The sequence below is a fragment of the Ginsengibacter sp. genome (genome assembly GCF_057362405.1).
In genome coordinates this window covers 1-11,750 of the sequence record NZ_JBMQQG010000097.1, presented here as the reverse complement: position 1 = coordinate 11,750, position 11,750 = coordinate 1, and the positions used below count along the sequence as shown (strand labels likewise).

16 protein-coding genes are annotated in these 11,750 nt (G+C 37.5%); all 16 read left to right on the top strand.

Going from position 1 to position 11,750, the window contains the following annotated elements:
• Positions 1–57 precede the first annotated feature (57 nt).
• Positions 58–1,731, top strand: coding sequence for a molybdopterin-dependent oxidoreductase (locus tag ACO1O5_RS08520; protein ID WP_486269419.1), 1,674 nt, complete (start codon positions 58–60; stop codon positions 1,729–1,731).
• A gap of 194 nt (positions 1,732–1,925) precedes the next feature.
• Positions 1,926–2,465, top strand: a complete 540-nt coding sequence (locus ACO1O5_RS08515; RefSeq protein ID WP_486269418.1) for a DUF4142 domain-containing protein — start codon at positions 1,926–1,928, stop codon at positions 2,463–2,465.
• A complete protein-coding gene (locus tag ACO1O5_RS08510) occupies positions 2,462–2,809 on the top strand; it encodes a cupredoxin domain-containing protein (protein WP_486269417.1) in 348 nt (115 codons plus the stop codon). Before ACO1O5_RS08515 ends, ACO1O5_RS08510 begins: the two co-directional genes overlap by 4 nt.
• Positions 2,810–2,890: 81 nt before the next feature.
• On the top strand, positions 2,891–3,880 hold the full coding sequence (gene gap / locus ACO1O5_RS08505) for a type I glyceraldehyde-3-phosphate dehydrogenase (protein ID WP_486269416.1): 990 nt from the start codon (positions 2,891–2,893) through the stop codon (positions 3,878–3,880).
• Positions 3,881–3,895: 15 nt separating this feature from the next.
• A complete protein-coding gene (locus ACO1O5_RS08500; RefSeq protein ID WP_486269415.1) occupies positions 3,896–4,276 on the top strand; it encodes a DUF488 domain-containing protein in 381 nt (126 codons plus the stop codon).
• Positions 4,251–4,727 (top strand): universal stress protein, encoded by a 477-nt coding sequence (locus ACO1O5_RS08495; protein WP_486269414.1) that lies wholly within the window; start codon positions 4,251–4,253, stop codon positions 4,725–4,727. The genes ACO1O5_RS08500 and ACO1O5_RS08495 overlap by 26 nt, the downstream gene beginning before the upstream one ends.
• A gap of 98 nt (positions 4,728–4,825) precedes the next feature.
• Positions 4,826–5,098, top strand: a complete 273-nt coding sequence (locus tag ACO1O5_RS08490) for a ferredoxin reductase domain-containing protein (RefSeq protein ID WP_486269413.1) — start codon at positions 4,826–4,828, stop codon at positions 5,096–5,098.
• Positions 5,099–5,113: 15 nt separating this feature from the next.
• On the top strand, positions 5,114–5,512 hold the full coding sequence (locus ACO1O5_RS08485) for a ferredoxin reductase domain-containing protein (protein WP_486269412.1): 399 nt from the start codon (positions 5,114–5,116) through the stop codon (positions 5,510–5,512).
• A 50-nt stretch (positions 5,513–5,562) separates the two neighbouring features.
• Positions 5,563–8,340, top strand: coding sequence for an aconitate hydratase AcnA (gene acnA / locus ACO1O5_RS08480; protein ID WP_486269411.1), 2,778 nt, complete (start codon positions 5,563–5,565; stop codon positions 8,338–8,340).
• 22 nt (positions 8,341–8,362) lie between these two features.
• Positions 8,363–8,695, top strand: a complete 333-nt coding sequence (locus tag ACO1O5_RS08475; protein ID WP_486269410.1) for a carboxymuconolactone decarboxylase family protein — start codon at positions 8,363–8,365, stop codon at positions 8,693–8,695.
• 31 nt (positions 8,696–8,726) lie between these two features.
• Entirely contained in the window at positions 8,727–9,179 is a 453-nt protein-coding gene (locus ACO1O5_RS08470; protein ID WP_486269409.1) for a carboxymuconolactone decarboxylase family protein, read from the top strand.
• 28 nt (positions 9,180–9,207) lie between these two features.
• The gene (locus tag ACO1O5_RS08465) at positions 9,208–9,921 is read left to right on the top strand and encodes an SDR family oxidoreductase (protein ID WP_486269408.1); all 714 of its coding nucleotides are present in this window, start codon (positions 9,208–9,210) and stop codon (positions 9,919–9,921) included.
• Positions 9,922–10,031: 110 nt separating this feature from the next.
• Positions 10,032–10,478: a nucleoside deaminase gene (locus tag ACO1O5_RS08460; protein ID WP_486269407.1), complete on the top strand. Its 447-nt coding sequence runs from the start codon at positions 10,032–10,034 to the stop codon at positions 10,476–10,478.
• Entirely contained in the window at positions 10,475–11,011 is a 537-nt protein-coding gene (locus tag ACO1O5_RS08455) for a DUF488 domain-containing protein (protein ID WP_486269406.1), read from the top strand. The genes ACO1O5_RS08460 and ACO1O5_RS08455 overlap by 4 nt, the downstream gene beginning before the upstream one ends.
• Before the next feature lie 26 nt (positions 11,012–11,037).
• Entirely contained in the window at positions 11,038–11,613 is a 576-nt protein-coding gene (locus ACO1O5_RS08450) for a uracil-DNA glycosylase family protein (RefSeq protein WP_486269405.1), read from the top strand.
• A gap of 37 nt (positions 11,614–11,650) precedes the next feature.
• The coding region (locus ACO1O5_RS08445; protein ID WP_486269443.1) for an HVA1 family protein at positions 11,651–11,750 on the top strand (100 nt) is incomplete at its 3' end.

Below are 11,750 nucleotides of genomic sequence, written 5' to 3'. Positions count from 1 at the left end.
TGAGCCTGCGAATCCAATACATAATCCTGTCTGTTAAAATCATAAAATGAAATTTCAATGATTCCTCATTTTACGGCGGCAGAAAAGGCAATGCATTATCCGGCAGACAGAAACTTTTATGTAAGGCTGAAACCTTACATGCTATTTATAATTGGAATGGTTCTTTTAGGTTCCATTGCAATTGCATGGATGCAATATTTATTTTTCGGCTTGCCGCCGGATCCGTCTTTATCTTTTTCGTCGGTAGTTGTGACCAATCAACCCTCAGGATTTCCAATGTGGGTCAATATCAGTCATTGGGTGAATTTCTTTTTTTTGATTTTAATTATAAGAAGCGGACTCTCTATTTTAGTGGATCATCCGAGGTTGTACTGGAACAACGGCTGTGGCCCGGAAACAGAATGGATTAAGTTTACACCGAAAAAAATTCAAAAAGATGAAGTCTGGACTGCAAAGCAGGATTCACGGTATATCAGTCCTGTAGTGGGTTTGCCAGGTTATCGCCACACGGTGGGGACTGCAAGGTCCTGGCATTTTATTACCGTTCCGTTTTTTATCTTAAATGGAGCTGTGTTTATTTTCCTTTTACTTTATACCGATCAGTGGAAGCGTTTGGTGCCTGCTTCATGGCAGATAATTCCTGATAGCTGGAATGTTTTTGTTCACTATGCCACCTTCAACATGCCAATTGAACCAAACGGGTTTTATTATTTTAATGCCTTGCAGCAGCTTTCTTACTTCGCGGTTGTATTTATAATGGCGCCGTTGGCTATGCTCACAGGATTAGCTATGTCACCGGCTATTGACAGCCGCTTTCATTGGTATCAGAAACTGTTTTTTAACCGGCAAACAGCACGTTCTTTTCATTTCCTCATCATGTTTGCTTATGTAATTTTTGTAATCGTTCATGTATCACTCGTAGCCCTGACCGGCCTTCGTAAAAACATGAATCATATTATACTCAATAAAAATAATGACTCTTCATCAACAGGTTTGTGGGTAGGGATTATCATCGTTGTATTTGTGATAGGATTTAATATGCTGGCGCATTGGCTGTCGTGGCGAAAGCCGCGGGTGCTTCAGTTTTTGCAAAAAAACATTAACGAGTCGCTATGGCGCAAGAGCATTGACAAATTTAAGCCGAGGGACTATTATACCAAAAAGGATATCTCCCCTTATTTCTGGCCTAACGGAAGAATGCCTGATTCTAAAGAATGGAAATATCTTGTAGAAAATAATTTTAAAGATTATAAACTTAAAATTTATGGCTTGGTTGAAAACCCTGGTGAACTTTCATTAGAGGATTTAAAAAAAATGCGCAGAGAAGAAACAATTGAAATGCATAGTTGCATACAGGGCTGGACTGGCATTGCAGAATGGGCAGGAGTGCCAATGAAGGAAATAATAGATTTGGTGAAACCTCATGCTAATGCAACTACTGTAGCTTTTTATTCTTTTGGAGAAGGTTTGTATAACGGATTTTATTATGAAACGCACACCCTTGACAATTGCCTTAAACCCAAGTCTATCCTGGCCTGGGAAATGAATTATGAAATGATTCCTATCGAGCACGGAGCGCCCATAAGGCTGCGTGTAGAAAACCAGTTGGGGTATAAAATGGTAAAATGGATAAGCGCTATTGAATTTATAGAAAGCCATAAAACTATTGGAAAAGGTTTTGGAGGCAAAAATGAAGACGATGAATACTTTGACTTACTGGCGAATACATAAATTATAACCAGCCCGATGCAGCTTTTACTCTTTGTCGGGGGAGAATGATATTGATTATACAGTTACCCGGCACACGATATGACGCACAAATAAATTTTCTAACCTCTTTCTAATTTCTATTTAACCTGCTGCTAACACGTGGACTGTAACTTGCACCTGTTATTAATTACGAATAATTTATAAACAAAAATAAAATGAAAATCAAACAATCCGTGCTAACCACATTTGCAATAGTGTGCGGAGCCTTGCTTTGCATGCCGGCTATTAGCCAAACTAATACTAAACTTACAGATCCTGAAATTGCTTCCGTTGCTGTAACCGCTAACCAAATTGATATTGCATATGCAAAAATTGCAATTGAAAAATCAAAGAATGCTGATGTTTTAAAATTTGCAGAACCCATGGTAAAAGACCACCAGGCTGTAATTGAACAGGCAGTGGCATTGGCAAAGAAGTTGGGAGTAACTCCAAAGGATAATGCCACTACAAAATCTTTTATAGTAGGTGCATTAAAAACAAAATCTATGCTTAGGTCAAAGAAAGGAAGTGAATTCGATAAAGCTTACATAGACAATGAAGTAGCCTATCACAAAGCAGCCATCAACGAAGTTGAAAATGTATTAATTCCGGATGCAACAAACAGCGAACTGAAGAGCTTATTGCAATCTGCAGTACCAGTTTTTAAAACACATCTTGCACACGCGGAAATGGTGCAAAAAGAATTCAATAAATGATGGCTAACACATACTCAATACTAAAAAACAGTGCCTATTTATTATGCCTTATTTTTCTTTTAAACAGTTGCACATCAATTCCTGAAAAAGCGGCATATAAGGTTTATAAAGTTGAGATTAAGCAAATGCAATTTCAGCCTGCTGAGCTCACATTGCAAAAAGGAGATACGGTAGTTTGGACAAACCATGATATTGTAACACATGATGTAACAGAAGAAACAGGTAAGCTTTGGACTTCAGGACCACTTGCTCCGGGGGAATCCTGGAGTTTAGTGGTTACTAAAAGTGCTGATTATTATTGCAGCATTCATCTGGTAATGAAAGGGAAATTGATTATGCAATAATTTTTGACAGATGTTTTTGAGAGCATTTATAACATTGGTTGAGTACAAACTAATTTTTATACCATATAATCGTAGACGAAAATGAAAAGGATAGCAATTAATGGATTTGGCAGAATTGGAAGAGCAGCGCTAAAAGTAATAATAGATACTCCAGGGCTGGAAGTTGTGGCTATAAATGATTTAATGAACATTGATAATGCAGCGTATTTATTAAATTACGACAGTGTCTATGGCAAATATGAAAACGAGGTAAATGTTCAGGATAATAATTTGCGCATCGGCGATAGAAAAATTTTATTTCTTTCTGAAAAAGATCCTGCAAAACTTCCATGGAAAAAGCTGGATATTGATGTTGTGATAGAGAGTACCGGCTTATTTACAAACAGGGAAGACGCTGAAAAACATATTCATGCAGGAGCACAAAACGTGGTAATATCTGCGCCAACAAAAAGCGCTGATGTGCCTACAATAATCCACGGAGTAAACACAGCGGATGGAAAGACATCTATATTTTCATGCGCAAGCTGTACCACCAATAACATTGCACCGGTTATAGAAATTTTAGACAGAAGGATAGGTATAAAAAAAGCGATATTAAATACAGTGCATGCTTATACCGCCTCTCAATCGCTTGTGGATGCGTCGTCAAAAAAGAGAATCAGGATGGGGCGTGCTGCAGCAATAAATTTAGTGCCAGCTATCACCGGTGCGGCAAAAGCAACAATAAAAGCACTGCCAAAGTTTGAAGGAAAATTTGATGGAATTGCAATTCGAACACCCGTAACCGTTGGTTCTATTTCAGACATCACTTTCGTTGCTTCAAAAAATACTTCGGCAGAAGAAATTAATAACATCCTTACCGAGGAATCAAAAACGAAAAGGTATCAGTTTATTTTATCTGTTTCAAATGAACCATTGGTTTCTTCGGATATTATCACAAATTCTTTCGCTGCCATCATTGACCTGGAAATGACCCGTGTGGTGGATGGCGATTTAGTGAAAATTTTGGCGTGGTACGATAATGAATGGGGATTTACTAATCAAATGATTCGCCAGATTTTAGAAATATGAAATTAGAATCATACAATGAAAGTTAAAATTAAAAGAGTGTATGAAAGACCGTCTAAAGCTGATGGAATACGCATTTTGGTGGATAGGCTTTGGCCACGCGGACTCACAAAAGAAAAGGCAGGTGTTGATTTGTGGTTGAAAGATATAGCTCCAAGTACAGAACTTAGAAAATGGTTTGCTCATGATCCAAAAAAATGGAATGAATTCAGAAAGAAATATTTGAAGGAACTTAAAAACAATGAAGAACAGGTTTCCAATTTAAAAAAGCATGTAAAGAACGGTGCAGTTACATTAGTGTACGGTGCAAGAGATCAGGAAAATAATGAAGCTCATGTTCTCGAAGAGTTGCTTAACCTAAATCGCACAAAAAATGAAAAAGATATTAATCGCACTTGACCATAATGCCGGCGCTCAAAAAGTTGCTGAAGCCGGTTATGAATTAGCGGAGTCTTTGCATGCGCATACTATTTTGTTGCATGTAACTTCTCACGCAACTTACTTTTCTTCTCTTAACTATTCGCCGATATTGGGGTTTGATAGTTTTAGTAATTTAGATGTAGTTCAAACAAATACTGTTGAGGAATTAAAAAGAACAGCGGAAGATTACCTTGATAATTTGAAACTAAGCCTAAGTGACGAAACAATTGAAACAGTTGTACAAGAAGGAGACTACGCGGAAAATATTCTGCAAACGGCAAAAGAAATGAATGCAGATTTAATAGTGATGGGAACCCACAGCCGCAAAGGGCTGGATAAGGTATTACTGGGAAGCGTAGCCGAAAATGTTTTGCATCACACAACAATACCGCTGTTTATTATTCCGGTAAAACCTGGTAAAGGAGATTAATTAGAACTTCAATTAAAACGATTAGGCATAAATTATGTGAAAACGATTATGTTATTTGGCTTTTATAAAACAATAAATAAAATTTAAAAATTTCTATCATGAACGAATATCCGGATGAAGAACATGTTGTAAAAATCCTCAAAACTGAATATGTAACGCACAATGTAAAACGATTCACATTAAGCAAGCCAGACTCTTATAAATTTAAACCCGGACAGGCTACAGATATCGTCATCAATCTTCCCGATTGGAAAGAAGAGCGGAGACCTTTTACATTTACTGGTCTTAACGAGTGGGACACACTGGAATTCACCATTAAAATTTATGATGATCATAATGGAGTAACCAACCAATTAGGAAAACTTCACTGAGGTGATGAATTGATTTTGCACGATGTATTTGGAGCCATTAATTACATGGGCGAAGGCACTTTTATTGCAGGCGGCGCAGGTGTTACGCCTTTTATTGCCATTTTCAGGCAATTGCAAAAAGATGGAAAGCTTGGAAATAATAAATTGATTTTCTCCAACAGAACAACAAAGGATATTATTCTTAAAGACGAGTTTGAAAAAATGCTTGGCAAAAATTTTATCAATACAATTACTAACGAGAAAACAGAGAAGTATGATAGTCGAAAAATGGACGAGCGTTATCTCACGGAAAAAATAAAAGATCTGTCTCAATATTTCTATATCTGCGGCCCGGATGCAATGATAGAAAGCATTAAAGAAATTCTTTTGCATTTAGGTGCTGATAAGAATAAAATTGTGACAGAAGAATTTTAAATTGGGTTTGAAAATAAATTCACCCGAAGTAAAATTAAAATTGTATAACTATGTCCAAAGATCCTTATCAAATAAAAAAATTATTAACTACAAAAAATAATACGTTCACTTATTATAGTCTTGCAGAACTTGAAAAGCTGGGACACGGCATTAGCAAGTTGCCTTTCTCTATCCGCATATTATTGGAAAATGCATTTCGCAATTTTGATGATTTTGCTATCACCAAAGAAAATATTGAAACCATTTTAAATTGGAAACCTACAAGTTCAGACAAAGATATTCCATTTAAACCTGCCCGTGTTCTTATGCAGGATTTCACAGGTGTACCTGCTGTTGTAGATATTGCTTCATTACGTGCTGAAATAGCAAGGAAAGGGAAAAATCCTGATGAAATAAATCCCTTAATTCCTGTTGACCTTATCATTGACCATTCCGTACAGGTTGATTATTTTGGAACAGAATATTCTTATGCCCGCAATATGGACGAAGAATATAAACGCAATAAAGAACGCTACCAGTTTTTAAAATGGGCGCAAAAATCATTTAATAATTTCAGCGTGGTTCCTCCCGGCATGGGCATTTGTCACCAGGTTAATTTAGAATATTTATCCAAAGGCGTAATAGAAAGAAACGGAGAAATTTTTCCTGATACATTGGTAGGAACAGATAGCCATACACCAATGGTAAATGGTATCGGTGTGGTAGCGTGGGGCGTTGGTGGCATTGAAGCCGAAGCTGCTTTATTGGATCAACCTATTTATTTTATAATGCCCGAAGTGATAGGGTTGAAATTGACAGGCAAACTTCCGCTGGGCTCTACTGCTACTGATTTAGTATTAACCATTGCAGAACTTTTAAGAAAATATGGAGTAGTTGGAAAATTTGTTGAAGTTTTTGGTTCAGGCATTGATAATCTCTCTGTGCCGGATCGTGCAACTATAGGTAATATGTCTCCTGAATTTGGATGCACAATAACTTATTTCCCCATTGATAACAAGACGCTGGAATATATGCGTAAGAGCAATCGTACGGAAGAACAAATACAATTGGTGGAAGATTATTGCAAAACAAATATGCTCTGGAGAACAGGTGATGAAACGATTCAATATACTGATATTATTGAGTTAGATATTTCAACAGTCGAACCTACAGTAGCCGGACCAAAACGTCCACAGGATAAAATTCTATTAAAGAATTTTAAATCAAAATTTATAAACCTGTTGGATGAAACCTATGGCCGCAAATACACAGAAGAAAAACAATTAAGCCGGTGGATGGCTGAAGGCGGCAGCCAGCCTGCAACACAACGCAAACCTGAATTAACTCCCGAGCCGGAAATTGAAGAAACAGTTGTAAATGGAATGAAAAATGTTTGGGTAACTATTGGCGAAGAAAGTTTTATGCTCGCTGATGGAGCTGTTGCTATCGCAGCGATTACATCGTGTACCAATACCTCTAATCCTTTTGTAATGGTGGGTGCAGGTTTGGTTGCAAGAAAGGCAAGGGAACATGGATTGAAAACGAAACCCTGGGTGAAAACTTCTTTGGCTCCTGGTTCTAAAGTGGTAACAGATTATCTTGAAAAAGCAGATTTGTTAGATGACCTCGAAGCCATGCAATTTCATACGGTGGGTTATGGCTGCACTTCCTGCATTGGCAACTCTGGCCCGTTACCAACTTTTGTTGCAAAGGCTGTTGATGAGCATGATATTGTCGTGGCTTCTGTTCTCTCAGGCAATCGAAATTTTGAAGCAAGAATTCATCCGCAGGTAAGAATGAATTTTTTAATGTCGCCAATGCTGGTAGTAGCGTATGCCATTGCAGGCAGGGTTGATATAGACCTTATCAATGAACCCATCAGTTTTGACCCCAATCAACAGCCTGTTTATTTAAAAGATATCTGGCCTTCTGATGATGAGATAAATGATGTGATGAGCAAAGTGCTTTCGCCAAAAGACTTTGCAAAAAATTATGCGGAAATATTTGAAGGCAATGAAACCTGGAGAAACCTTATCATTCCGGATGATACTTTGTATGAATGGGATGAAAGTTCGACATACATAGTAGAAGCGCCTTTCTTTTATAATATTTCTGATAACGCAGAACCTTTAAAAGACATCGTTAACGCAAGAGCATTGTTGGTATTGGGCGATAGCATTACTACCGATCACATCTCTCCTGCCGGTCAGTTTAATGAGTTCTCGGCAGCAGGAAAATATTTAATAAGCCGTGGTGTAAAAAAAGAAAACTTTAACTCTTATGGCTCGCGAAGGGGAAATGATGAAGTAATGGTTCGTGGCACTTTTGCCAATGTACGTATTAAAAATAAGCTGGCGCAGAAAGAAGGCGGCTATACGCAGTATTTGCCTACAGGTGAAGAGATGTCGGTGTATGATGCTTCAATAAAATATAAAGAAAATCAAACACCGTTAGTAGTGTTGGCAGGCAAAGAATATGGAAGTGGTTCATCAAGAGACTGGGCTGCGAAAGGTGCATTCCTGTTGGGTATTAAAGCAATAATTGCTGAAAGTTACGAACGGATTCACAGAAGTAATTTAGTAGGAATGGGTGTTTTACCACTTCAATATTTGGTTGGCGACAGTGCAGAAAAATTAGGACTTACCGGAAATGAAAGTTTTACAATAACTGGTATTGCACAAGATATTAAGCCTTTGAAAAAAGTGCAGCTCACTGCCAAAAAAGAAGATGGAACAGAAATTAAATTTGATGCCATTGCCCGCATGGATTCAAATATTGAAATAGAATATTACAGGCACGGCGGAATTTTGCAGTATGTGTTGAGACATTTTTTAGAAAAAAACAATTAATAAAACAGCAAAAAAATATATCATGGAAAACGATACTTTATATCCAATAACAACCAAAGAGCTGGCTGATAAAAAGGCTGCCTTGGCGCCTAAAAATTTAGACGCATGGCGAAACTTTAGCAAAACTGTATTTGAGGCAGGAGCACTTGATGAAAAAACAAAACAATTGATTGCAGTAGCCGTGGCGCATGTAACGCAATGTCCTTATTGCATCAGGTCGCATTCAAAATACGCTATGCGAAAGGGGGCCAGCAAAGAAGAAATTATGGAAGCTATTTGGGTAGCTGCTGAAATGCGTGCAGGTGCAGCTTATGCGCACGCAACCATTGCAATGGATGAAATGGAAAAACACTAAATAATAATTGAATTATGATAAACCTAAAATGATGGAAGAAAGATTAAACTATGCAAGAGTTTCTCCCGATGCTTTAAAAGCGATGCAGGAACTTGAAAAATATGTAGCCGCTTCAGGGCTTGAGCGGCCCTTATATGAACTCGTTAAAACCAGGGCTTCTCAAATAAATGGCTGTGCCTATTGCCTTGATATGCACACTAAAGATGCCCGTAAAGCCGGTGAAACCGAACAACGCCTGTACGCTTTAAACGCCTGGCGGGAAACGCCTTTTTATACCGACCGTGAACGTGCCGCTTTAGAATGGACCGAAGCCCTCACCCTGATTTCGGAAAATGATGTGCCTGATTCTTTATATGATGGCGTTCATAAACATTTTGATGAAAAAGAAATGGTTGCGTTAACTATGGCGATAGTTGCTATAAACGGATGGAATCGTTTAGCAATTGGATTTCGAACTGTTCCGGGAAGCTATAAACCGCAATAAAATGATTGAAAATTTTAAATGTGTATAAATGGATATTGAAGGAAAGATAGCGGTGATAACCGGAGCCAGTAGCGGATTAGGAGCTTCATTGGCTGATGCATTAATAACGAAAGGAGCCACTGTTTACGGACTCGCCCGCAACGCAGACAAACTCCGGGCTATTGAAAATAGATTGAGAGAAAATTTTATTTCCGTTAGTATAGATATTACTAACCAGAAAGATATTTCATCATGGGTACAAGATACCTTTTCCAATTCCCATATTCCTGATATGCTTATCAACAATGCAGGAGCGGGTTATTTTACAAAGATTGATGAGCTTTCGCTTGAACGATGGCATGAAATGATCAATACTAATTTAAACGGAGCATTCTACATTACATCCTCCATTGTTCCTTTCATGAAGAAGAATACAAACACTTCTCATATCATCAACATTGGCTCAATACTTGGAAAAACAACGAGAGCTGAAAGCGCTGCTTATTCTGCCACAAAATATGGTATGCAGGGCTTTAGCGAAGCCTTGTTCAAAGAGCTTCGTTCTTATAAAATAAAAGTTACTTGCGTAAACCCCGGTAGCATTGACACAGCCTTTTTTGAAGATTCAGGAATACAACCACACAAAAATATGTTGCAGCCAAAAGATATTGCACAATTACTCGTTCATATTTTAGAAACACCTGATAATTTTTTGGTAGATGAGATTACTGTGAGACCATTAATTCCCAATCCTCCCGCATAATTTTTATAAAACTCAGCTTAGAGATAACGAAGCAAAATGTTTGAAGATTCAACGATTTAAAGTATTAAAATAATGACAGATATAAACTGATTTGAACAGAAGTTTTGAAAATGAAAAATGATGTTTATTATATTAAACTTTGTGAGCTATTAGCTGAAGAAGCCGCTGCAAAAGGAGATGTGCCAGTTGGTTCTATCATTACCAAAGGTGATGAAATTATCGCTGAGGCAATCGAAGCATCAAAAAATAAAAATGATATTACCTGCCATGCAGAATTAGAAGCCATCAGGCTTGCGGTAAAAAATTTAAAAACGAACGATCTGTCAGATTGTGTTATCTATTCAACACACGAGCCTTGTATTATATGCTCTTATGCTATTCTATTTTATAAAATAAAAAAAGTAGTGTATCAACATGCGGTAAATTATTTAGGCGGGAACTCTTCTTCAATGCCCTTGCTGACTAGTAAAGAAGTTCCACCGCATTGGGCAGAAGTTCCTATTATCGTTCATTTAAAACTTTTATATAAGGACACAATTTTGAATTGCAAAAATTGAAAGAAATAAATAAAACGATCTGGACAATCGGGCATTCTACCCGTACTTTGGAAGAGTTTGTAACGATACTGCACTCATTCAACATTGAACTAATTGCAGACATCAGGAGCTTTCCCGGTTCGCGAAAGTTTCCTCAATTCAATAAAGACGCCCTGGAGCTTTCGTTGCCTCAAAACCACATTCAATATATCCATATAAAAGAACTTGGAGGGAGAAGAAAAGCAAATCCCGATTCCAAAAATACAGCCTGGCGGCATGTTGCTTTTAGAAGTTATGCTGATTATATGGAAACAACTTCTTTTAAAGATGGCATAAAACAACTTGAACAAAATGCATTGAAACAAAGAACGGCTTATATGTGTTCGGAAGCAGTGTGGTGGCGTTGTCACCGTTCTATGGTTTCTGATTATTTAAAGTTGCACGGTTGGAAAGTAATGCACATAATGGGCATATCAAAAGAACAAGAACATCCTTATACTGCGCCGGCAAGAATTGTGAATAACGAATTGAATTATGAAAAAGAAACAGAATGAAATAAACGTGTTTTGATTTTTTTACCATGAATACACTTTTAAATAAAATACAGCAATGTGAGGTTTGTAAAGAACATTTACCGTTAGCTCCAAGACCTGTGATCCAGTTAAACGCATACTCGAAAATTCTTATTATAAGCCAGGCTCCCGGCAGGCGTGTACACGAAACCGGAATCCCGTGGAATGATGCGAGTGGAAATAAAATAAAGGCATGGATGAAGGTAAGCGATGAAATATTTTATAACCCTGCATGCTTTTCTATTTTGCCAATGGGCTTTTGTTATCCCGGCAAAGCAATCTCAGGTGATCTGCCACCAAGGCCTGAATGCGCTCCCTTATGGCATCCACAGATTTTAAAAAATTTTAAAAGCAAACCGCTTATTTTATTAATAGGGCAATATGCACAGCGCTATTATTTAAAGAATAGTTTCAAAGTAAATCTTACAGAAACGGTGAAAAGTTATCGTGAATATTTGCCAACCTATTTTCCATTGCCGCATCCTTCTCCCCGAAATCAAAACTGGGTGAAGATCAATCCATGGTTTATGGAAGAAGTGGTTCCAGAATTACAAAAGAGAATACAGTTAGCATTCATTGGGTAAATTGATTGTTGCATTTCTTAATTAAAAAACTACAACCTTGAAACAGAAATTTAAAATCGGTGACCATGTAACCTGGAATTCAGAAGCTGGTCATGTGTCGGGTACTATAGTGAAAATACACAAGAGAAATTTTGATT